Source organism: Massilia sp. METH4 (assembly GCF_037094685.1).
Taxonomy (GTDB): domain Bacteria; phylum Pseudomonadota; class Gammaproteobacteria; order Burkholderiales; family Burkholderiaceae_D; genus Rugamonas.
On record NZ_CP146614.1, the window covers coordinates 3,578,138 to 3,599,875 of the forward strand.

Below are 21,738 nucleotides of genomic sequence, written 5' to 3' on the forward strand. Positions count from 1 at the left end.
CACGCTTTATTCCAAACGACTTAGTCTTTATTTGCTTATATGCGTGGGCGGTATAAGCTTCAGCGTAAAATAACGGACTTACCGCCGGGAACTACATGAATCTTCATCAACTTCGTTTCGTACGGGAAGCCGTCCGCCAGAATTACAACCTGACCGATGCCGCCAAGGCGCTGTTCACGTCGCAGCCGGGGGTGTCGAAAGCCATCATCGAGCTCGAGGAAGAGCTGGGCGTCGATATCTTCACCCGCCATGGCAAGCGTATCCGCGGCCTGACCGAGCCAGGCCGGCTGGTCTTGCAGTCGGTCGAGCTGATCATGCAGGAGATCGACAGCCTCAAACGGATCGGCAAGGAATACGCGGCGCAGGACAGCGGCAGTTTCACCATCGCCACGACGCACACCCAGGCGCGCTACACGCTGCCGAAGGTGGTGCAGGCCTTCATGCAGAAGTTCCCCAAGGTAAGATTATCTCTTTTGCAAGGCAACCCTCGGCAGATTGCCGAGATGGTGCAGCGGGACCAGGCCGACCTGGCGATCGCCACCGAGTCGATTGCGGGCGTGGAAGGCTTGATCACCTTGCCCTGCTACCAGTGGGAGCACGTGGTGGTGGTGCCGCCGGAGCATGCGCTGCTCAAGGCGAAGGCCGTCACGCTGGAAGATATCGCGTCCTACCCGGTCATCACCTACGACGGGGCGTTTGCCGGCCGCAGCAAGATCGACCATGCATTCTCGCTGCGCGGCCTGAAGCCGGACGTGCTGCTCGAAGCGATCGACGCCGACGTGATCAAGACCTATGTGGAGCTGGGCATGGGCATCGGCATCATCGCGGGCATGGCGTTCGATCCCGAGCGCGACCGCAATCTGCGCGCCATCTCGGTGGGCCACCTGTTCGGCATGAACGTCTCGCGCGTGGCCGTGAAGCAGGGGGCCTACCTGCGCTCCTATATTTATACGTTCATCGAGCTGCTGGCGCCGACGCTGAACCGCAAGCTCGTCGAGCAGGCAATGCGCGGCGAGCAGGAAAACTACGAGTTATGAAGCACGAATCACTGATTGAATACTACGCCCGGCACGCGGCCGACTACGAGAAGGTCTATGACAAGCCCGAGCGCCAGGCCGACCTGGCCGCCTTGCGCGGAAAGCTGCCGGAGCTGCTGCGCGGCCACAAGGTGCTGGAAATCGCCTGCGGCACGGGCTACTGGACGCGCCTGATCGGTGCCACCGCCGCTTCGGTCCACGCGACCGATATCAACGAAGCAACGCTGGCGCTGGCCCGCGACCGGCAATCCGGCGGGAACGTGACCTTCGCGCAGGCCGATGCTTTCGACCTGCCGGCCGCTCCGGGCCAATACACGGCGGTCTTCGCCGGCTTCTGGTGGTCGCACGTGAAGCGCGAGGAGCAGGACCGGTTCCTGGCGCAGTTGCGGGCGAAACTGGGCAAGGATGTGCTGCTGGTGCTGCTGGACAATACCTACGTCGACGGCAGCAGCACGGTCATCGCCCGCACTGACCAGGAGGGCAATACTTACCAGATTCGTACGCTGGGGTCGGGCGAGCGCATGGAAATCGTCAAGAATTTCCCGACTGACAGCTACCTGCGTAAGAAACTGGCCGCGGCGGTGAAGGAAATCCGCATCGAGCGTCTGCCGTATTACTGGCTGCTGACGGCACGCCTGAAATAAACGCAATGCTTGTTGTGCTTTAGCAACAACTTGTCGATGTCATATTGTTGAAGTATTTGGAAGGCATGATACGCCGCGTCAGATCCGCAGCGGTCTCACAGTCCGACCAACTCAACAAGAGAACATCAAAGTGAAAAAACTTACCCTGGCCGCACTCATCGCCGGCAGCTTCGCAGCCACCGCTTCCGCCCAGTCGAACGTGACCATCTACGGTATCGTCGATGCCGGTATCGTCCGCGAGACCGGCGGCGCGGCCGGCGATGTCACCAAGGTGACGAGCGGCGTCGGCAGCCAGTCCCGCATCGGCTTCCGCGGCACCGAAGACCTGGGCAATGGCCTGTCCGCGATCTTCACGCTGGAATCCGGCTACAAGGTCGACGACGGCACGCTGGACAACACCACCAGCGCGCTGTTCAACCGCCAGGCTTTCGTGGGCCTGTCCAGCAAGGACCTGGGCACCCTGACGCTGGGCCGCCAGTACAACCCGCTGTACAACGCCCTGTCGAAGATCGCCGACCCGTTCGGCGCCGGCTACGCGGGCAGCGCCAAGAACCTGTTCCCGACCGGCGGCGTGAACACCCGCGTGTCGAACTCGATCGTCTACACGACCCCGAAATGGTCCGGCTTCTATGTGGAAGGCCTGTACGCGCTGGGCGAACAGCCGGGCGACAACACGGCTGGCCGCATCTTCTCGATCGGCTTCAACTACAGCAACGGCCCGCTGAACGCCGCCCTGGTGTACAACAACCGTAACAACGACGTGGCCGCCACCGGCACCACGCCGGCCGCCGAGCGCGAAGACGGCAAGAACACGCTGCTGGCCGTGAACTATGACTTCAAGGTCGTGAAGGTCTTCGCCGCCTTCGAGCGCGACAAGGGCCTGAACAGCTCGCCGATCCCGGTCGCGAACGCATTCGGCTATGCCGTCGCGCCGCGCGCTTCGCTGGAAGCGGATGACGCGCTGCTCGGCGTGCAGGTACCGGTCGGTTCGGGCAAGATCATCGCCTCGTGGATGAACAAGAACGACAAGACCGCCAACAACCAGGATGCGCGCCAGTGGGCCGTCGGCTACTCGCACGACCTGTCGAAGCGCACCAGCGCCTACATCGCCTACGCGAAGATCGACAACAAGAACGGCGCCGGCTACACCGTGGGTAACAACAACGAGGCTGGCAGCGGCGACACCGGCTTCAACCTGGGCATCCGCCACACGTTCTGAACGTTAGCTACACACCGCAAGGAAAAACGCCCGGCATGAGCCGGGCGTTTTTAGTTGAAGGTAACGGTTCAGCCGGGGAAGTAATGCTTGACAAGGCCTGGCAACAACTGAGCCAGGAATATCGCCGTGACGACCCACATGATGATTGCGCTCTTCGCTTCAGCGATGTCGGTCTTGGTGGCGTAGGTTGCCTTGATCAAAGCGACGTCGGCCTTGATCGTGGTGAGATCCGCCTCGAGTTTTTCTACGCGCTTTAACATGACTTCATCATAGGGCGGCCCTCCATCATTAGCAAGTTTGCGTGACTTGCGCTCGCTCAAATCCGGCAACTTGTCGATGGTCATGGGATTACTCCGGCAGAGGAAGGCGGATCTCGATTCTCGTCCCGCGGTGGCTTCCCGTGATTGAGATATCTCCATGGATTGCCCAGACCCGTTCGCGCATGCCGAGCAGCCCGAACGACGATGGTTTTTCCATGTCGGCCTGGGCAATGCCGCGGCCATCGTCTTCGATCGTCAAGTAAAGAGTCGCGCGGTGCCGGCGCAGCGCGACCCGGACCCGCCGGGCGTTGGCGTGGCGGGAGATATTCGTCAGCGATTCCTGCACGATACGGAAGAGCGCGGTACTGTAGCGGTCGTTCAACACGAGTTCGTCTTCCCGGGCAACCAGCTCGCACCTGGCGGCGTTGCGGGACTCGAATTCATGGCGCAGCGATTGCAGCGCAAAGTACAGGCCGCCTTCATCGAGTGCATGCGGGCGCAGGTTGCTCGCAATACGGCGGAGCGACGTGATCGCCGAAAGAAGCCGCTGATCCATGCCGGCCAGGAGTTCACGCGTGGCTTCGTCGGCGATCGGCTGCTGCATCAGCAGGCTCATGTCCACGCGCAGGGTCGCCAGGAGCTGGCCCAGGTCGTCATGCAATTCGCGCGCGATGTGGGTGCGTTCTTCCTCGCGGATGTTTTCCAGCGCATAGTCGGTGGCGCGGCGCCCGGCCATGCGTGCGCGTGCATTGGCTTCGCGCTGCCCGGCACATGTGCCGGGCAGGGCATGGAGCCGCCAGACCAGGCGTGCGGCGACGAGCAGGGCGGCCACCAGTAACGGTCGTGACATGGACATGCGATCTCCCTTCGGCTGATCGAGAGCAGCCGTTCGAAAACGCTAATACAGCCGAGTTCGGGAAGACTTGATGTGACGCAGCGGCAGCGCCGGATTCACATCTGCTTGAACAGGTGCAGGAAGCTCCGGCTTACTTCCAGCTTTTCCGGCCGTCCCTTGATCATTACCAGGTGACGGCCGCGGATGTCGCGGGTCACGCCTTCGATCGCGTTCACATTGACCAGCGTGGCGCGATGAATCTGCCAGAACAGCGATGGGTCCAATTCCTCGGCCAGGTCGCGCACCGGCTTGCGGATCAGGGCCTCGAACTTGTCCGTCTGTACGCAGGTATATTTTTCATCCGACCGGAAGAACAGGATTTCCTCCACCGGGATCATGCGCAGGTCCTGGCCGATGCTGGCCTGGATCCATTGCAGGAACTTGGGCTTGGGCGCCGCGATCTTCTCGGCGAGCTGCGACAGCATTGCGGTCACGCTGGCGTTCACGTCGCCGGCCGGCTTGTGCAACCGGTCCTTCAGGCGGTCGGCGGTGATTTTCAGCCGTTCCTGCTCGGGCGGCTTGAGCACGTAATCGACCGCGCCGCGCTCGAAAGCTTCCACCGCATAGGCATCGTAGGCGGTGACGAACACGACATGGCTCTTGCCGCCGATGGCGGCCGCCGCTTCCATGCCGGTCTTGCCGGGCATGCGGATGTCCAGGAAAGTGAAGTCGGGACTGAGCTCGTCGACGAGCGCGATCGCCTCGTCGCCATTCTTGGCTTCGCCCACGATCTCCAGATCCGGCCAGACCTGGCCCAGGCGCATGCGCAGCTGGTCGCGCATCAATCGTTCATCGTCGGCTAAAATCGCGGTAGGCATGGGGCGCACTCGTGAGGGCAATGGGTGCCAATTATTCAATGAATCGGTGCACTGTGCAATGCCCCTGTTGCCCCATTGCTCGCCGGGTTGCCTGTAGCGTTATCTGCCGCCTTATCTGCCGCCTTATCTGCCGCCTCATCTGCCGCATTACCTGCCTTCGTGGCAGCCGTCACTTGTGGGCGCCTTCGGCGAGTTGGTAAGGCACTTCGATGGTGGCGATCACGCCGCTCGGCTTGTTGGGCTCGATGCGCAAATGGCCGGCGTCCCCGTGCAGGAGTTTCAGGCGCTCCCGTATCGTTACCAGGCCCAGGCCCGTGCCGTCGCTGGGCTTGGCGCCGAAACCCAGTCCGTCGTCCGTCACGATCACGCGCAGCTTGCTGTGTGCCACGTCGGCGCGCACCTTGAGCGTGCCGCCTTCAGGTTTGCCTTCGAGCCCGTGCTTGATGGCGTTCTCCACCATCGATTGCAGCATCATGGGCGGGAAGGCCGCGCTGCGCAGGCCGTCGGGAATGTCGAAGTCGATCGTCAGCCGTTCTTCCATCCTCATTTTCAGCAGGGCCAGGTAGGCCAGCACCATGTCGGCTTCGCGGCCCAGGTTGGTGATCAGCGTGTTGTCGCGCATTTGCGGCAGGACGGCGCGCAGGTACTTGATCAGGCTGCGCTGCATGGCCGAGGCGCGCGGCGGGTCCGTTTCGATCAGGTGTTCGACGGAAGCGAGCGTATTGAACAGGAAGTGCGGTTCGACCTGCGCCTGCATCATCTGCATCTTCGCTTCCGAGAGCTGGCGCTGCATGGCGGCGCGCTCGGCGGCGGCGTTGGCTGTCTGCGTTTCCGCCTCCGCCTTCTTCTTCCCGCCCATGAGCGCTTTCATGCCGAACAGCGTGAGCACGAGCAGGAAGACAAAGCTCTGGAACCAGGTCGACGCCTGTTCGTGGTAGCGCGACACCTTTTCCTCGGCCGCATTGTCGACAGCTTCTTCGAGTGCGTTGGACAGTTCTTCGCCGATCTGGGGCGGCAGCTCGATGTGCACTTCTTCGCCAGGCAGGGTGGTGACGACAGGCGCTTTCGCCATCGGCGCGGCAGGTGCCGCCGGGGCTGCCCCTGGGGCGTCAGGCGCACCGGCCGCTTCGGGAGCATCAGGCGCGTCGGGAGCTTCAGGAGCTTCAGGAGCTTCCGGCGACTCGGGGGGAGTCGGATTGCGCAGCTTGCCGCCGCGCGGGTTGAAGTGGATGCCGCTGTCATCGATGACGATGCTGGTGTCCCCCGAACTCGGCCGTTTGTGGGATCGGATGACCACGTCATCATCCATCGTCGGCGAGAACAATTCGTCCTGCAGGATCGAGGCCGCGATCAGGGCGAGCGCGGCGAACAGGAAGAACTTCCACCAAGACAGTTGGGTAACCCAGGTGGCGGTACGGTCGAAACCCTTGTGCAGCGAGGCCAGGATGGCCTTCAGGGTTTCTTGCAATTTTGGGGTGGGGAACATCGAGGCGTCCGTTCTCTATCTAGGCGAGCAAGTGTAGATAACGTTACGCAAAACTGTCCACCGGGGCGAGGGCGGTGCGACAGTCTGCGCAATCGCGGTGCTGGAACGGAAAAGCGGAGGATGGCCCGAGGAGCAAAAAAGTGCTTGCGTGCCGTTGGGCCAGTTGCTATAGTTCTGTCCCTCGCAGCAACGCAGCTGTCACGAAAGTGAAACAAGCAGCTTGATGTGAGTAGATGAGAAGCTTGACGAATCGCACGAAACACTCGATAATCTCGCTTCTCTGCTGCTGACAAACACAACGATTTGTCGCTGAATGCAGCAAGCGCCGAATGGCAAGAATTCTTTAACAATCAACAGTCGATAAGTGTGGGCGTTTGATGATGTGCCCGGGACTTCGGTCCCGAAGCTCAAAATATATAGCATCAAACGTTCACGCAAAATAAACGTAATCATCTTCGGATGATTCGTCAGTATTTTGAGTGAATGACCCTCGGCAGCAATGCCGAGACAACAGAGATTAAACTGAAGAGTTTGATCCTGGCTCAGATTGAACGCTGGCGGCATGCTTTACACATGCAAGTCGAACGGCAGCGCGGGCTTCGGCCTGGCGGCGAGTGGCGAACGGGTGAGTAATATATCGGAACGTGCCCAAGAGTGGGGGATAACGTAGCGAAAGTTACGCTAATACCGCATACGATCTATGGATGAAAGCAGGGGACCGCAAGGCCTTGTGCTCCTGGAGCGGCCGATATCTGATTAGCTAGTTGGTGAGGTAAAGGCTCACCAAGGCGACGATCAGTAGCTGGTCTGAGAGGACGACCAGCCACACTGGAACTGAGACACGGTCCAGACTCCTACGGGAGGCAGCAGTGGGGAATTTTGGACAATGGGGGCAACCCTGATCCAGCAATGCCGCGTGAGTGAAGAAGGCCTTCGGGTTGTAAAGCTCTTTTGTCAGGGAAGAAAAGGGTGCGGCTAATATCCGTACCTCATGACGGTACCTGAAGAATAAGCACCGGCTAACTACGTGCCAGCAGCCGCGGTAATACGTAGGGTGCAAGCGTTAATCGGAATTACTGGGCGTAAAGCGTGCGCAGGCGGTTTTGTAAGTCTGACGTGAAATCCCCGGGCTTAACCTGGGAATGGCGTTGGAGACTGCAAGGCTGGAATCTGGCAGAGGGGGGTAGAATTCCACGTGTAGCAGTGAAATGCGTAGAGATGTGGAGGAACACCGATGGCGAAGGCAGCCCCCTGGGCTAAGATTGACGCTCATGCACGAAAGCGTGGGGAGCAAACAGGATTAGATACCCTGGTAGTCCACGCCCTAAACGATGTCTACTAGTTGTTGGGTCTTAATTGACTTAGTAACGCAGCTAACGCGTGAAGTAGACCGCCTGGGGAGTACGGTCGCAAGATTAAAACTCAAAGGAATTGACGGGGACCCGCACAAGCGGTGGATGATGTGGATTAATTCGATGCAACGCGAAAAACCTTACCTACCCTTGACATGTCAGGAACCTCCGAGAGATTGGAGGGTGCCCGAAAGGGAACCTGAACACAGGTGCTGCATGGCTGTCGTCAGCTCGTGTCGTGAGATGTTGGGTTAAGTCCCGCAACGAGCGCAACCCTTGTCATTAGTTGCTACGAAAGGGCACTCTAATGAGACTGCCGGTGACAAACCGGAGGAAGGTGGGGATGACGTCAAGTCCTCATGGCCCTTATGGGTAGGGCTTCACACGTCATACAATGGTACATACAGAGGGCCGCCAACCCGCGAGGGGGAGCTAATCCCAGAAAGTGTATCGTAGTCCGGATTGTAGTCTGCAACTCGACTACATGAAGTTGGAATCGCTAGTAATCGCGGATCAGCATGTCGCGGTGAATACGTTCCCGGGTCTTGTACACACCGCCCGTCACACCATGGGAGCGGGTTTTACCAGAAGTAGGTAGCTTAACCGCAAGGAGGGCGCTTACCACGGTAGGATTCGTGACTGGGGTGAAGTCGTAACAAGGTAGCCGTATCGGAAGGTGCGGCTGGATCACCTCCTTTCTAGAGTAGGCACTGACCGCAAGGTCGTGCATCAAACGCTCACACTTATCGACTGTCGAATGAAGAAGAAACAGTAGCACCGCAAGATCATGCGGGTCTGTAGCTCAGCTGGTTAGAGCACCGTGTTGATAACGCGGGGGTCGTTGGTTCGAGCCCAACCAGACCCACCACGTATTGCACAGAAATCCCTGGGGGATTAGCTCAGCTGGGAGAGCACCTGCTTTGCAAGCAGGGGGTCGTCGGTTCGATCCCGTCATCCTCCACCAAAAAGCTTAAACGTAAGCGTGACGAGTTCACATTTATGTTTAGTCTTTTAGAGACTTAAGCTGTTTCGTTCTTTAACAATCTGGATGAAGTAAAGTTTTATTAAGCGTGGATCGAAAGATTCACACTTAGGGTAGTGTTCGAAAGAACGCATACAAAAACTCATCAAGCACAGTAGTAAATGCATTTGAAGCTATAGCCGTCAAGGTTATAGGGACAAGTGACTAAGTGCACATGGCGGATGCCTTGGCGATTACAGGCGATGAAGGACGTAGTAGTCTGCGATAAGCTTCGGGGAGCTGACAAACGAGCTTTGATCCGAAGATTTCCGAATGGGGAAACCCACCCTTTCAGGGTATCACTCACTGAATACATAGGTGTGTGAGGCGAACGCGGCGAACTGAAACATCTAAGTAGCTGCAGGAAAAGAAATCAACCGAGATTCCCAAAGTAGTGGCGAGCGAAATGGGAAGAGCCTGTACGTGATAGTCGGACTGATAGTGGAAGCCTCTGGAAATAGGCGCCATAGCGGGTGATAGCCCCGTACACGAAATCAGACCGGTGGTACTAAGCGTACGACAAGTAGGGCGGGACACGAGAAATCCTGTCTGAATATGGGGGGACCATCCTCCAAGGCTAAATACTCGTAATCGACCGATAGTGAACCAGTACCGTGAGGGAAAGGCGAAAAGAACCCCGGGAGGGGAGTGAAATAGATCCTGAAACCGTGTGCATACAAACAGTCGGAGCGGACTTGTTCCGTGACGGCGTACCTTTTGTATAATGGGTCAGCGACTTACATTCAGTAGCGAGGTTAACCATATAGGGGAGCCGTAGAGAAATCGAGTCCGAACAGGGCGTCAGTTGCTGGGTGTAGACCCGAAACCAAGTGATCTATCCATGGCCAGGTTGAAGGTGCGGTAACACGCACTGGAGGACCGAACCCACTAATGTTGAAAAATTAGGGGATGAGCTGTGGATAGGGGTGAAAGGCTAAACAAACTTGGAAATAGCTGGTTCTCTCCGAAAACTATTTAGGTAGTGCCTCAAGTATCACCATCGGGGGTAGAGCACTGTTATGGCTAGGGGGTCATCGCGACTTACCAAACCATTGCAAACTCCGAATACCGATGAGTGCGAGCTTGGGAGACAGACGTCGGGTGCTAACGTCCGGCGTCAAGAGGGAAACAACCCAGACCGCCAGCTAAGGTCCCAAAGATTGGCTAAGTGGAAAACGAAGTGGGAAGGCTAAAACAGTCAGGATGTTGGCTTAGAAGCAGCCATCATTTAAAGAAAGCGTAATAGCTCACTGATCGAGTCGTCCTGCGCGGAAGATGTAACGGGGCTAAGCCAGTCACCGAAGCTGCGGATATGTACTTTGTACATATGGTAGGAGAGCGTTCTGTAAGCCTGCGAAGGTGGCTTGTAAAGGCTGCTGGAGGTATCAGAAGTGCGAATGCTGACATGAGTAGCGATAATGCGGGTGAAAAGCCCGCACGCCGTAAGCCCAAGGTTTCCTGTTCAACGTTCATCGGAGCAGGGTGAGTCGGCCCCTAAGGCGAGGCAGAGATGCGTAGCTGATGGGAAGCAGGTTAATATTCCTGCACCGTCGTATGATGCGATGGGGGGACGGATCGCGGAAGGTTGTCTGACTGTTGGAATAGTCAGTTTCTGGTTCATAGAAGGTGCTTAGGCAAATCCGGGCACATAATTCAAGGGACTGGGACGAGGGGTCATTGACCCTGAAGCAATCGGAAGTGGTTCCAAGAAAAGCCTCTAAGCTTCAGTCATACGAGACCGTACCGCAAACCGACACAGGTGGGCGAGATGAGTATTCTAAGGCGCTTGAGAGAACTCGGGAGAAGGAACTCGGCAAATTGGTACCGTAACTTCGGGAAAAGGTACGCCCCGGTAGCTTGACTGCTTTACTGCAGAAGGGTGAAAGGGTTGCAATAAAATGGTGGCTGCGACTGTTTAATAAAAACACAGCACTCTGCAAACACGAAAGTGGACGTATAGGGTGTGACGCCTGCCCGGTGCTGGAAGATTAAATGATGGGGTGCAAGCTCTTGATTGAAGTCCCAGTAAACGGCGGCCGTAACTATAACGGTCCTAAGGTAGCGAAATTCCTTGTCGGGTAAGTTCCGACCTGCACGAATGGCGTAACGATGGCCACACTGTCTCCTCCCGAGACTCAGCGAAGTTGAAGTGTTTGTGATGATGCAATCTACCCGCGGCTAGACGGAAAGACCCCATGAACCTTTACTGTAGCTTTGCATTGGACTTTGAACCAATCTGTGTAGGATAGGTGGGAGGCTTTGAAGCGGGGACGCCAGTTCTCGTGGAGCCAACCTTGAAATACCACCCTGGTTTGTTTGAGGTTCTAACCTTGGTCCGTTATCCGGATCGGGGACAGTGCATGGTAGGCAGTTTGACTGGGGCGGTCTCCTCCTAAAGTGTAACGGAGGAGTTCGAAGGTACGCTAGGTACGGTCGGACATCGTGCTAATAGTGCAATGGCATAAGCGTGCTTAACTGCGAGACCGACAAGTCGAGCAGGTACGAAAGTAGGACATAGTGATCCGGTGGTTCTGTATGGAAGGGCCATCGCTCAACGGATAAAAGGTACTCTGGGGATAACAGGCTGATTCCTCCCAAGAGTTCATATCGACGGGGGAGTTTGGCACCTCGATGTCGGCTCATCACATCCTGGGGCTGTAGCCGGTCCCAAGGGTATGGCTGTTCGCCATTTAAAGTGGTACGTGAGCTGGGTTTAAAACGTCGTGAGACAGTTTGGTCCCTATCTGCCGTGGGCGTTGGAAATTTGAAGGGGGCTGCTCCTAGTACGAGAGGACCGGAGTGGACGAACCTCTGGTGTACCGGTTGTCACGCCAGTGGCATTGCCGGGTAGCTAAGTTCGGAAGAGATAACCGCTGAAAGCATCTAAGCGGGAAACTTGCCTTAAGATGAGATTTCCCGGAGCCTTGAGCTCCTTGAAGGGTCGTTCGAGACCAGGACGTTGATAGGTCAGGTGTGGAAGTGCAGTAATGCATTAAGCTAACTGATACTAATTGCCCGTACGGCTTGTCCCTATAACCTTGACGGTTGTATTTAATTTTTCAGTGCATTTACTCTTGATGAGTGACCCAAAACTTTACTGAATCCAGATTGAGCAGTAGCGTCGCCCTGTAGCGGGACGATACTGCGTACAAGTCATGCCTGATGACCATAGCAAGTCGGTCCCACCCCTTCCCATCCCGAACAGGACCGTGAAACGACTTTGCGCCGATGATAGTGCTGCAACCAGTGTGAAAGTAGGTTATCGTCAGGCTGTTATACCGAGAAAGCCCGTAGCGTGATCGCTGCGGGCTTTTTCCATTTTCTGCTTCCGTCTCATCCGTGCATACCCTCCGCTTCGAGCTGTCGAATGCGCCGATCGTTCGGCCGGGCACTGCCCGACCTCACTGCTGCAACCAGTGTGAAAGTAGGTTATCGTCAGGCTGTTATTCCGAGAAAAGCCCACCAGTGATCTGGTGGGCTTTTTTCATTTGCGCGTCGTAAGACAAAACCCAGCCCACAAGCAATCCCCGGGGTCCGACCCGGCGGGGCGTAGCGGTGCGGGCATGCATGCCCGTACTCTCTCCTGACCCCGGCTCTTGCCGTTGGGGTTGGATTCAAAGCTTGCGGCCTGCCAGCGAATCCTAGAAACACGGCAGGGCTATTGTCGTTTTGGTACCGGTAGCTCGAAAATACCCGTCACGCGCTGCTCACATCCCTGCGAATACCTGTTGCTTAAATGTTGTTAATATCGCTCTCGATATTCTGATGACTGCCCAAAATCAATTCTCGAGCCCGGTTTCACGGTAAGCTCTGCATTTTTGCAACTGCAGGGCATCGACATGATTCGCAACTTCCTCGCCGCGGCCGCTGCCGCGTTTACGACGTTCGCCAGCGCTGCGGAGTCGACGAGGAGCCCATCACCGGCCGGGTTGAAAGGTGCACTGGAGTCGGAATCGATCGGCCTGCTGCCCGCCGGGAGCATGCGGCTCAATACCGGTAAATGCGGCGATTGCACGGCGCCGAAACAGGGCCTCTGGTACTTCGAGAACGAATTGATCGGCATACCAGGTGCGGGTGCGGCGGTATCGGGTTTCACCGCCGGTGTCGACAGGAAAGCCGATGTGCGAAACTGGGCGGCAACGCAGCATGCGGGAAAGCTGGCTTATCCGTCCCTGGTGTGGATCGGCGCCCCGAGCATCCTCGAAGGCGCGGTCATGCTGCCGGGCGGCCAGCGGGTGCGCACTGCGGACGGCAGCGAACTCGACATGAAGCTCGTTCCCAAGATTTCCACCAACCTGTCATATGCGAACGAGGCCACTGCCGCCTACTTTTCTGGGCGCGAAGTCCGCATGCGGGGGACCTTGAACAGTGCGGCTGGGAAGGATGTCTTCGTGGCCCGTACGATCTGGCCCAGCGATTTTGCTCTGGACCCGGCGCAGCTGCAAAGTGCACCCCTGCGCCAGCCCGCCGACCTGGCCGCCTTCGTGCGCGAGCCGGTCAAGGAAGGCCGCGGGATCGAAACACGCTTGCTGTGGGAACGGCATCCCGGCAAGACGCGCGACTGGAAGCAAAAGCCCGTGCTGGCATTCGTGCTGAACGGGGCGCAAGGCGACGACGACGAATCGCTGGGCGGACATTTCGCCGTTGCCACCGGCCATATCGGCGCGCGGGCCGAATGGCACGACTGGGCCGTCAATAATTTCTACAACCTGGATTCGTTCAGCGAAAAGGGCATCGTCGCCGCGACGCTTCCCATGGACAGCTACCTGATGGACTTGAACAGCGGCCAGCAGTACTACCGCCCGTCCTATATGCTGGTCGCAGTCCTGAACAACGAACGTGCGGCGGTCGCATTCCAGGGCGGCGTGCAGCGCGTCTTCAACCAGCTGTACCGCCATGATTTCCAATACCGCCACGCCAGCGCCAACTGTGCCGGCATCAGCGTGGACGTGTTCGACTCGCTCGGCTGGCAGCTTCCCAAGCGCGGCCCGACCGCCCCGTTGAAGTCCCTGGCGGCCTATACCTATATCGCGGCCAAGGATGGCAGCTTGCAGGCCGGCCGCAAGATCTATGATTACCTGAACGAAGAGCAAACCCGCCTGTTGCCTGCGGTGGCGTTCGAGGCCGCCGGGCTGGACCTGCTGGAAATTATCGGCGGCGACGACAAGCAACGCCGCTTGAGCGCCTACGAGCAGCAGCTCAAGAGCGATATCGAAGCCATCATCCTGGTGCGCATTCCGCAAGTGCCGTCCAGCCGCGTAATGGGCTCGGCTCCGGTATTCTCGTTCGACGAATTCCGCGCGCGGGTTCCCGAGAACCAGGCAGACTGGAAGGTCGTGCCGGTCGCCGCCCGCCCATTTCCGGCGGCACTGCGCGACCCCGCGAGCGCGGTGGAGGCCGAACCGTCGCCGGTCCCGTTGCCGATCGCCGGCATCGGCCTGTGCGGCGTGCTGGGGGCGCTCCTGCTTTGGCGGCGCAAGGCCAGGAAGAAGCACGCCGGCAAGCCGGCCGCCCCGGCGACTAAAGAACTGGTGCATTGACCCATCGGCCGCGGCGGGATACGCCGGCGGTCAGACGTGGACGATGCCCGCCCCGGCTGCCCACTGTTCCAGGTCCTCGCGCTTGATCGCCGCCGCCATCAGCTCGGGGAACAGGTCGGGAGTGCAGGCAAAGCACGGTGCTCCCATCGCCACCAGTTGCGCCGCATTGTGCTTGTCGTACGAGGGTGCCCCCTTGTCGTCCAAGGCCAGCAGCACGATGAATTGCACGCCGCTGGCGATCATGGCCGCGGCGCGCTTGAGCATTTCTTCGTTACGCCCGCCTTCGTACAAGTCGCTGATCAACACGAAAATCGTATCCTTCGGCCGCCTGACCAGGCCCTGGCTGTAGGCCAGCGCGCGATGGATGTCGGTACCCCCGCCCAGCTGGGTGCCGAACAACACCTCGACCGGGTCCGACAGCAATGGCGTCAGGTCGACCACGGCGGTATCGAACACGACGACCGAGGTGCTGACGGCCTTGATGCTGGCGAGCACGGCCGCAAACACGCTGGCATAGACCACCGAGGGCGCCATCGAACCGCTCTGGTCGATGCACAGCACGATGTCGCGCAGGGACCGGCCCTTGCGGCCAAAGCCGATCCGCGTCTCCGGAATGATGGTCTGGTAGTCCGGCTGGTAGTGCTTCAGGTTGGCGCGGATCGTGCGCATCCAGTCGATCTCGTTATGGCGCGGCCGGCGGTTGCGCGTTGCCCGGTTGAGACTGCCCGTGACGGCCTGGCGCAAGGGACTGGCCAGCTTGCTCTCGAGCTCGCGCACCACCTTGCTGACGACCGCCCGTGCGGTGCTGCGCGTCTTGTTCGGCATGATGCGATTCAGGCTCAGCAGGGTAGCGACCAGGTGCACGTCCGCCTCGACCGCCTCCAGCATTTCGGGTTCGCACAGCATCCGCTGCAGGCCGAGCCGATCGAGCGCATCCTTCTGCATGACTTGCACGACCGTGGAAGGAAAATACTGGCGGATGTCGCCCAGCCAGCGCGCCACGTTCGGCGCCGAGGCGCCCAATCCTCCACGCGGCGAGCCCGGCTCGCCGCCATACAGTGCGTCGAGCGCCCGGTCCATCGCCAGGTCGCTGGCCGACAGGGGCGTGTCGACGGCGCCGCCGAGCACGAGGCGCCAGCGGCGCACGGCTTCCGCCGGGTCGAGATCATTCGCCATGGATTACCTCCCGCGCCGTGGCGCTGCCGAATAGGGTTGCCAATACCGGCAAGACGCGGCGTGCGCGATCCCGGTCGATTGCCTGCGTGCTGTCAACGGACGACACCTTCGTCCCGGCCGCGCCGGCACTGGCGCGTTCGGCCAGCTGGCGCCGTTCCGGCGCCGCGAAGCTGCCGAACGTGCGGCGCAGCAGCGGCAGCAGTTCGACAAAGGTCTCCGGAGGCAGCGACAGCACCCAGCCATTGATCGCATGCCACAGCTCGTCGTTATGAACCAGCAGCGTGCCGCTGCCCTGCAGGAAGCCTTCCAGCCACTGCGCGGCCGCCACCGGTGCCACCGCGCGCGAGCACAGCAGGAGCAGGTGGCGCGAGGCCTCGTCCATGGGCCAGTGGCGCTGTTCCGCGAGGATGCGCACCGCCCGCCCGGCCAGCAGCGGATGTGTCGCTTCGCTGCGTGCGCCAGCCTCCAGCGCCGCAAACCAGGCAGCGCCGTGCTCATCATGCTGCAGCAACCGGATCGCGGTGTCGCCGGCGATGAGCTGTACGAGCAGTTGGGCGGCAGCCTCGTCGGCTATGCCCCGCACGCCGAAGGGGAGGGCGACGCAGGCACGCGCGACCAGGCCGTCGACCACGCTCGCCAGCGCCGCCGTGTCGGTGCCGCGCGCGCTGCCGTAACGCAGCACGTTGACCAGCGGTGGCAGGGCACCCAGCAAAAAGCCAGGATCGGCGGTATGCGCGCTCGCTTCCTGGATGCGCGTCATCAATGGCGCCACGGCGGCGCGCAAGTCGGCGAGCAGTACCTGTTCCATCAGGCCAGTCAGCGCGGGAAGGTCGGCAATCGCCGCGCCACGGCTCACCGCGCACGCAGTGGCGGCCTCTTCCACCGTGGAACCCCACACGCTCGCTTCGATCAGGCGGATCGCGAACTCGGGCTCCCACGCCAGGCGCCACAGTTCATGAAAGGTGCCGCTCTTGCCGCGCACGACCTGCCGGCTGCCCCAGGCGATACCGAGCATGCCCAGCCGGTGGAGCACCACGCTTTTCTCGAGGTGCGCCGGCTGACGCAGGTCCAGGTCGAGATCGAGGCTGTCGGCACGCACCGCCATGCGCAGCCGCTTTTGCTGGGCTTGCACGTCCTGGACCAGCGGCAGGGTCGGCACCGAGGCCGGCACTTCGCCCAAGCGGTCGTCGATCAGCAGTTCGCGCCGGATCAGCTGCAGCGGCAGCTCGCAGTCGTAGCAGAATACCGCGCGTACAGCCTCCATCAGTTCATCGAGCCCGGCGCGCGGGCGGTCGCGCAGTGCCGCCAGTGTGTCCGCAAGGCGCGCGGCCTCGATGATGTGCGCCGAAGAGGCGTCCAGGTCGTGCCGGCGCAGCAGCGTCGCCACGCTGGTCAGCCAATGCAGGCTGGCTTGCTCGCGATGGTTCCACACGTGCTGGTACCAGCCTGGCGCGGCCACCCCGGCGCCATAGCCGCTGGCAAAGGTAAGCCGGCCATAGCTCCATGGCGTCCAGGTGGCGGCCAGCTTTTCCTTCGGCAGCCCCTTGAGCAGATCGTTGTCGCTTTTCGCCGTCGGCATGCGCGCCAGCGCGGGCACGTGCCAGGCGCCGCATACCACCGCGATGCGCTGGCAGCCCTGTTTTTCCGCGGCCCGGATCATGTTGCGCATGTATGCTTCGCGGCGCAGCTCCTGGATATCTTCCTGAGCGGCGGTTTGCTCGCGCACGGCCGTCATCATTTCCGCGATCGCGGCAAACAGGTCGAGGCTGTCGCTGCGCTGCTCCACCAGGTGGTCCCACCAGGTCTCGGTGTCGCTGAAGCCCGCTGCTTCGGCGATCCATGCCAGCGGGTCGGCGCGCAGGCGCGGCGCGTCCCCTTCGTCGCCCGGCTCTCCGCCGGTGCCGACGTCAGCGCTTTCGCCTTCGCCTGGCGCGGGCGTTTCAGCGAGCCGATGGCCTTGCGGCAGATCGCACCATCGCACCGGCACGGCATGCGCGTTGGCGTAGCGGATGGCCTGCCACTCCGGCGAGTATTCGGCGAATGGATAGAATACGGCGCGCTGCGGCGCAGCCGGCGCATAGACCAGCAGGGCGCAGGGCGGCTCCAGCCCCGGTTCGCCGACGTGGGCCAGCAGAGCGTCCGCTTCGGGCGGGCCTTCGACAAGGATGCAATCGGGCCGCAGCGCATGCAGCGCATCGAGCAGGCTGCGCGCGCAGCCGGGCCCATGGTGGCGGATGCCGAACAGGTGTACGCTCATCGTCGGCGGGAATCAAGCCATCACTTCACGGCAAGCGCGGTACAGGTCCTTCCAGCCGTCGCGCTCCTTGACCACCGTTTCAAGGTATTCGAGCATGACCACGCGGTCCTGGATCGGGTCCTTGACGATCGCGCCGACCATGCCGGCCGCGAGGTCCGCGCCGCGCAGCACCCCATCGCCGAAATGGGCGGCCAGCGACATTCCGTGGGTGATGACGGAAATTGCTTCGGCCGTGCTCATGCTGGCACTGGGCGCCTTGATCTTCACCTTGCCGTCGGCCGTGACGCCTTCGCGCAGCTCGCGGAACACGGTGACGATGCGGCGGATTTCCTCGAGTGCCGGCAGCTCGCCCGGCAGTTCGAGCGCGCGGCCCATGCTGGCCACGCGCGTCTGCACGATGCGCACTTCCTCGTCCGCGGTGCGCGGCGGTGGCAGCACGACGGTGTTGAAGCGGCGCTTCAGCGCGCTCGACAGCTCGTTGACGCCGCGGTCGCGGTCATTCGCCGTGGCGATGATGTTGAAGCCTTTCTGGGCCTGTACTTCGTCGTCGAGTTCTGCGATCGGCAGCACTTTCTCGGAGAGGATCGTGATCAGGCTGTCCTGCACTTCGCCGGCGATGCGCGTGAGCTCTTCGACGCGTGCGATCTTCCCTTCGCGCATGGCGCGCATCACCGGGCTGGCCACGACCGCGTCGAGCGAGGGGCCTTTCGAGAGCAGTTGCGCGTAGTTCCAGCCGTAGCGCACCGCCTCTTCGCCGGTGCCGGCGGTACCTTGCACCACGAGGGTCGAGTCGCCGCTGATGGCTGCCGCCAAGTGCTCGGACACCCAGGACTTGGCGGTGCCCGGCACACCCAGCAGGAGCAGGGCCCGGTCGGTCGCCAGGGTCGCGACGGCGATCTCGATGACGCGGGGATTGCCGATGTACTTGGGGCTGATCTCGAAGCCGTTGTCCAGTTTTCCGCCCAGCAGGTAGGTCGAAACCGCCCAGGGCGACATCTTCCAGCGCGGCGGGCGCTGGCGCTTGTCGCAGGCGATCAAGGCTTCCAGCTCGGTCGCGTACTGGGTTTCGGCGTGCTGGCGAAGAACGGTGCTGCTTGCGGTCATGCGGGCTCCTGGAATGAAAGGATCATCTCGTGGCGGAAACGCACGAGGTGGAAAAATTGATCGACCGGGCCTTGCCAGCCGTGGGGATCGTCCGCCAGGCCCGGCCACGGGCGCGCGGCATCGAGGACCGCGAACGGGTCGAGAATCGCAGCCAGCGAGAGCAGGGCCGAACGGAAGGTCCATTGCTGGGTTGCCAGCGCAGGCAGGCCGGCGAGCAGGCGCCGCGTGATCGCGTGCGACAGCTCCGTGGGCCATGGTGCCGGCGTGGTTGCCGCCAGCTGATGGAGCAACTCGACCAGCGGAGCATCGGCGGCTTGCCAGGGCGTGTGGCTGGCTTCCACGAGGTTGAGCAGCATGGCGTGCATGGCGGGTGGCGGCAAGGCGGTGTACGCCCCCACAAAGGCAGAGGCATTCTGGTAGCGCACCGCGCCGCCCGTCTTGAGCCAGGTGCGCGCCCATGCGTCGAGCCAGGCGAGGAGGCCTGGGGTGGGGGCGTGCGCCAGGTGCAGCTGCAGGGCGTTCGTCCAGCCGAGCAGCAGCGCTTCCTGGTAGTCCGTGTCGGCACTCCGGGCAATGCACTCGTCCGGCGCAAGGTTCAGCGACGCCGACCAGTGCGAGGGATCGATCGCCGACAGCACGTCGACCAGCCAGCCCGCCTTCTCGCCCAGGCCCGGATGTTTCACCTCTCCGATACCGTCGCGTATCATCGCCGCATCGCGCTCCGCCGGCGGCGTGACGGCCAGGCGGGTACCTCGCAAGAAGCGCTTTTCGAGCTGCAGCAGGGGCGCCGCGCGTGCGATCATCCGTTGCCCCAGCTGCGATCCGGGCAGGCTCGCCAGCAAGCGCTGCGCAGCCTGGCGCACGGCTTTCCTGCGGTCGTCCAGCGCAGCTTCCAAAAAGGCTTCGTCTGCCCCCTGGAGGCCGATGCGTAGGCAAAGCAGCAGGGCGGCGCGGTTCTCCGGCGGCTCGGCGGACCAGGAAGATTGCAGGGCTGCGCGGGCGGCGGCCGGGTCCACGCGCCGCCAGGCTTCGAATGCCGCGACACGTTGTTCGAGCGTGCCTTCGTGCCATGCCTGCTGCAACTGGTCCGTTTCCCGCGGTCCCGTTGTCCATGCCCATGCGGGTTCGAGCGCCGCCAGCCATGCGCCGCGCTTGCCCAGCACGGATTGCACGCTTGCCCTGAGCGGGGGCGCACGTGTCGCCAGCTCCAAAACATTGGGCAGGAAGCGTTCGGGCAGCCGCGCCGGCTTGCGCGCCAGCAGATGGAGCCACTCGGCTTGCACGGATGGCGGTTGGCCGCCTTCGAGCAAGCGTTTCAGGAACGATTCCGCAGGCACGGGGCAGGCTGCCAATTGTTCCGGTGCGCTGGGCGCTTGCGCGGTGCCGGGTGGCGGCGGCGGCACGTGACCGGCGCGCGACCACAGGTCGGTCGCCCCGGCCGCCAGCCAGAGGCGGCGCTCCGGCGCAATGCCGGGCAGATCGATGGCGGGGCTGGCAATGGCGGCCAGTTCCGCTTCCAGCAGGTCGGCGGGCAGCGGGGCGCGGCCGGTACCGACCAGCAGCAGCTTGTGTAGCGATACGGGGGCCGTCATGCCAGGAAATCCGTTTCGATATTGAACAGCCGTCCGCCTTGCCAGACACTCAGGGGCAGGAGAGCGGTGCCATCCCACACGCCGAAGACGGTCAGGGGATGGCCCCCGCTGAGGGCAAGCAAGTGCAAGGCATGCTTGAACGAGGAGTGCAGCGCGAGTTGCCGTCCGTCTGCGCTGACCAATGCGGTTCGGCTTGCGCTGTCGGGCACCAAGCCGCCGAGCATCATGGGGTAACGGTCGATGAAGGGCTGGACAGCCAGCGCATTCGCATAATCGTCGAGCGCCGCGCCAAGGTCGGTGCATGCGGCGATGGAGCCGATCGGCCGCGCTGCCGACTGTTCCTTGATCAGCGCACGCAACGGCCAGGCACCAGGGTAGAAACACAGTGCGCCATCGAATTCGGTTCCGGCCGGGAGCGCGACATCGAAGCCTTGGCCGCCGACCGAATAGTGCAGCAGCATCGCCCAGCGTCCACTGTTGGCGCCGCGCAGCCAGGTGGTGCGGGAGCGCATGCGCCCTTCGTCCGCCGTATATTGCGCAATTACCTGCCAGCGATCCGCGACCGGGGGCGCGGCGAGCACGCTTTCGCGAGGGACAGACCAACCGACCAGGGTGCGCACGTCCGCTTGCAGCGGGACGGGCAGCGTGTCCAGGCGATCATGCGCCTCGCACAGCATATACAGGGAAGTGAGCTCGGCGCCCAGCTGGCGCTCCCAGTCGGGATTGCCCGCCTGGAAGCACAAGCCCGACAGGCGGCGCAGCTGGCTGCCGATGGCGCCTGCCTGTACATCGACCATGCGCGCGGCCATGCCTTCCCAGAAGGCGGGGCCGCGCTCACGCACAGTGACAATGCCGTCGCGGGCCAGGTCCTCGAGCCAGGTCCGCAGGTCGGCCAGGCCCCTGGCGATATTCTGCTCGCGTTTGTCCTCGCGCTTGCGGGCCTGGGCCGCGGCCGCGGCGGCCGCTTCGGGCGAGCGTTCGCCAGCCGGCTCTTCTTTCTTCTCGCGGCGTGCCTTGCGGCCATCGAGCCAGTCCGCCACCCATTGGGGCGCCTCGCTTTCCCTGAACAGCGATGGTTGCGCCGCGCGCAGCAGGTACAGCCCCAACCCGTGCTTGCATGGGAATTTGCGGCTGGGGCAGGAGCATTTGAAGGCGGGTTCGCCCAGATCGATCTGGGTACGGTAGGGAAGCTTGCCGCTGCCCTGGCACTCGCCCCACAAGGCACTACCGTTCAGGCCAAGCCCGCCCCATTTGGCGGGCAAAGCCAATTGCGACCCTGCTTTTGCGGAAGCGGCGTCGGGAGCAAGCGCAAGGATCTGTTCGGCAGTGAGCATGAA

At 61.6% G+C, this 21,738-nt stretch carries 13 protein-coding genes, 2 tRNA genes and 3 rRNA genes; 9 read left to right on the plus strand and 9 right to left on the minus strand.

Annotation, left to right across the window (positions count from 1 at the left end; all coding sequences use genetic code 11):
* Window positions 1-95: 95 nt before the first annotated feature.
* The 3 genes from V6Z91_RS15695 to V6Z91_RS15705 all read left to right on the plus strand — a co-directional run bounded on the left by V6Z91_RS15695 (window position 96) and on the right by V6Z91_RS15705 (window position 2,900).
* Complete coding sequence (locus V6Z91_RS15695) at window positions 96-1,037, plus strand: CysB family HTH-type transcriptional regulator (RefSeq protein ID WP_338758498.1); 942 nt, start codon at window positions 96-98, stop codon at window positions 1,035-1,037.
* A complete protein-coding gene (locus V6Z91_RS15700) occupies window positions 1,034-1,681 on the plus strand; it encodes a class I SAM-dependent methyltransferase (RefSeq protein ID WP_338758499.1) in 648 nt (215 codons plus the stop codon). Before V6Z91_RS15695 ends, V6Z91_RS15700 begins: the two co-directional genes overlap by 4 nt.
* A 130-nt stretch (window positions 1,682-1,811) precedes the next feature.
* The gene (locus V6Z91_RS15705) at window positions 1,812-2,900 is read left to right on the plus strand and encodes a porin (protein ID WP_338758500.1); all 1,089 of its coding nucleotides are present in this window, start codon (window positions 1,812-1,814) and stop codon (window positions 2,898-2,900) included.
* Window positions 2,901-2,968: 68 nt separating this feature from the next.
* Here the strand turns inward: V6Z91_RS15705 and V6Z91_RS15710 are convergent, their stop codons facing one another.
* The 4 genes from V6Z91_RS15710 to V6Z91_RS15725 form a co-directional block, all read right to left on the minus strand.
* Window positions 2,969-3,244 carry a hypothetical protein gene (locus tag V6Z91_RS15710; RefSeq protein ID WP_338758502.1) on the minus strand — a complete coding sequence of 92 codons (276 nt, stop codon included), beginning with the start codon at window positions 3,242-3,244 and terminating at the stop codon, window positions 2,969-2,971.
* Window positions 3,245-3,248: 4 nt separating this feature from the next.
* Complete coding sequence (locus V6Z91_RS15715; protein WP_338758503.1) at window positions 3,249-3,992, minus strand: sensor histidine kinase; 744 nt, start codon at window positions 3,990-3,992, stop codon at window positions 3,249-3,251.
* A 119-nt stretch (window positions 3,993-4,111) separates the two neighbouring features.
* The gene (locus tag V6Z91_RS15720) at window positions 4,112-4,873 is read right to left on the minus strand and encodes a LytTR family DNA-binding domain-containing protein (protein ID WP_338758505.1); all 762 of its coding nucleotides are present in this window, start codon (window positions 4,871-4,873) and stop codon (window positions 4,112-4,114) included.
* Window positions 4,874-5,042: 169 nt separating this feature from the next.
* The gene (locus V6Z91_RS15725; RefSeq protein WP_338758506.1) at window positions 5,043-6,359 is read right to left on the minus strand and encodes a histidine kinase; all 1,317 of its coding nucleotides are present in this window, start codon (window positions 6,357-6,359) and stop codon (window positions 5,043-5,045) included.
* A gap of 519 nt (window positions 6,360-6,878) precedes the next feature.
* Here V6Z91_RS15725 and V6Z91_RS15730 point away from each other — a divergent pair.
* The 6 genes from V6Z91_RS15730 (at window position 6,879) to V6Z91_RS15755 (ending at window position 14,272) form a co-directional block, all read left to right on the plus strand.
* Window positions 6,879-8,409: ribosomal RNA gene (locus V6Z91_RS15730) — 16S ribosomal RNA — on the plus strand.
* 93 nt (window positions 8,410-8,502) lie between these two features.
* Window positions 8,503-8,579, plus strand: a tRNA-Ile gene (locus tag V6Z91_RS15735).
* Window positions 8,580-8,599: 20 nt separating this feature from the next.
* Window positions 8,600-8,675: transfer RNA gene (locus V6Z91_RS15740), tRNA-Ala, on the plus strand.
* 212 nt (window positions 8,676-8,887) lie between these two features.
* A 23S ribosomal RNA gene (locus V6Z91_RS15745) occupies window positions 8,888-11,764 on the plus strand.
* Window positions 11,765-11,890: 126 nt separating this feature from the next.
* Window positions 11,891-12,003 (plus strand): 5S ribosomal RNA (gene rrf, locus V6Z91_RS15750).
* The 16S, 23S and 5S rRNA genes sit together here with 2 tRNA genes alongside, the layout of an rRNA operon.
* 568 nt (window positions 12,004-12,571) lie before the next feature.
* On the plus strand, window positions 12,572-14,272 hold the full coding sequence (locus tag V6Z91_RS15755) for a hypothetical protein (RefSeq protein ID WP_338758508.1): 1,701 nt from the start codon (window positions 12,572-12,574) through the stop codon (window positions 14,270-14,272).
* A gap of 30 nt (window positions 14,273-14,302) precedes the next feature.
* Here the strand turns inward: V6Z91_RS15755 and V6Z91_RS15760 are convergent, their stop codons facing one another.
* Genes V6Z91_RS15760 through V6Z91_RS15780 form a run of 5 tightly spaced genes read right to left on the minus strand, consistent with a single transcriptional unit; the run spans window position 14,303 to window position 21,735 of the window.
* Entirely contained in the window at window positions 14,303-15,448 is a 1,146-nt protein-coding gene (locus V6Z91_RS15760; protein ID WP_338758510.1) for a VWA domain-containing protein, read from the minus strand.
* Window positions 15,438-17,705 (minus strand): DUF5682 family protein, encoded by a 2,268-nt coding sequence (locus tag V6Z91_RS15765; RefSeq protein WP_338758511.1) that lies wholly within the window; start codon window positions 17,703-17,705, stop codon window positions 15,438-15,440. Before V6Z91_RS15765 ends, V6Z91_RS15760 begins: the two co-directional genes overlap by 11 nt.
* 12 nt (window positions 17,706-17,717) lie before the next feature.
* Complete coding sequence (locus V6Z91_RS15770) at window positions 17,718-18,809, minus strand: AAA family ATPase (protein ID WP_338758513.1); 1,092 nt, start codon at window positions 18,807-18,809, stop codon at window positions 17,718-17,720.
* Complete coding sequence (locus V6Z91_RS15775; RefSeq protein ID WP_338758514.1) at window positions 18,806-20,401, minus strand: DUF5691 domain-containing protein; 1,596 nt, start codon at window positions 20,399-20,401, stop codon at window positions 18,806-18,808. The genes V6Z91_RS15770 and V6Z91_RS15775 overlap by 4 nt, the downstream gene beginning before the upstream one ends.
* Window positions 20,398-21,735, minus strand: coding sequence for an SWIM zinc finger family protein (locus V6Z91_RS15780; RefSeq protein ID WP_338758515.1), 1,338 nt, complete (start codon window positions 21,733-21,735; stop codon window positions 20,398-20,400). Before V6Z91_RS15780 ends, V6Z91_RS15775 begins: the two co-directional genes overlap by 4 nt.
* Between the last annotated feature and the right edge of the window lie 3 nt (window positions 21,736-21,738).

Bases quoted from the DNA above. Each gene is read 5' to 3' on its own strand.
- V6Z91_RS15695 (WP_338758498.1), top strand. From the start codon at position 96: ATGAATCTTCATCAACTTCGTTTCGTACGGGAAGCCGTCCGCCAGAAT.
- V6Z91_RS15700 (WP_338758499.1), top strand. From the start codon at position 1,034: ATGAAGCACGAATCACTGATTGAATACTACGCCCGGCACGCGGCCGAC.
- V6Z91_RS15710 (WP_338758502.1), bottom strand. From the start codon at position 3,244: ATGACCATCGACAAGTTGCCGGATTTGAGCGAGCGCAAGTCACGCAAA.
- V6Z91_RS15720 (WP_338758505.1), bottom strand. From the start codon at position 4,873: ATGCCTACCGCGATTTTAGCCGACGATGAACGATTGATGCGCGACCAG.
- V6Z91_RS15725 (WP_338758506.1), bottom strand. From the start codon at position 6,359: ATGTTCCCCACCCCAAAATTGCAAGAAACCCTGAAGGCCATCCTGGCC.
- V6Z91_RS15755 (WP_338758508.1), top strand. From the start codon at position 12,572: ATGATTCGCAACTTCCTCGCCGCGGCCGCTGCCGCGTTTACGACGTTC.
- V6Z91_RS15760 (WP_338758510.1), bottom strand. From the start codon at position 15,448: ATGGCGAATGATCTCGACCCGGCGGAAGCCGTGCGCCGCTGGCGCCTC.
- V6Z91_RS15765 (WP_338758511.1), bottom strand. From the start codon at position 17,705: ATGAGCGTACACCTGTTCGGCATCCGCCACCATGGGCCCGGCTGCGCG.
- V6Z91_RS15770 (WP_338758513.1), bottom strand. From the start codon at position 18,809: ATGACCGCAAGCAGCACCGTTCTTCGCCAGCACGCCGAAACCCAGTAC.
- V6Z91_RS15775 (WP_338758514.1), bottom strand. From the start codon at position 20,401: ATGACGGCCCCCGTATCGCTACACAAGCTGCTGCTGGTCGGTACCGGC.
- V6Z91_RS15780 (WP_338758515.1), bottom strand. From the start codon at position 21,735: ATGCTCACTGCCGAACAGATCCTTGCGCTTGCTCCCGACGCCGCTTCC.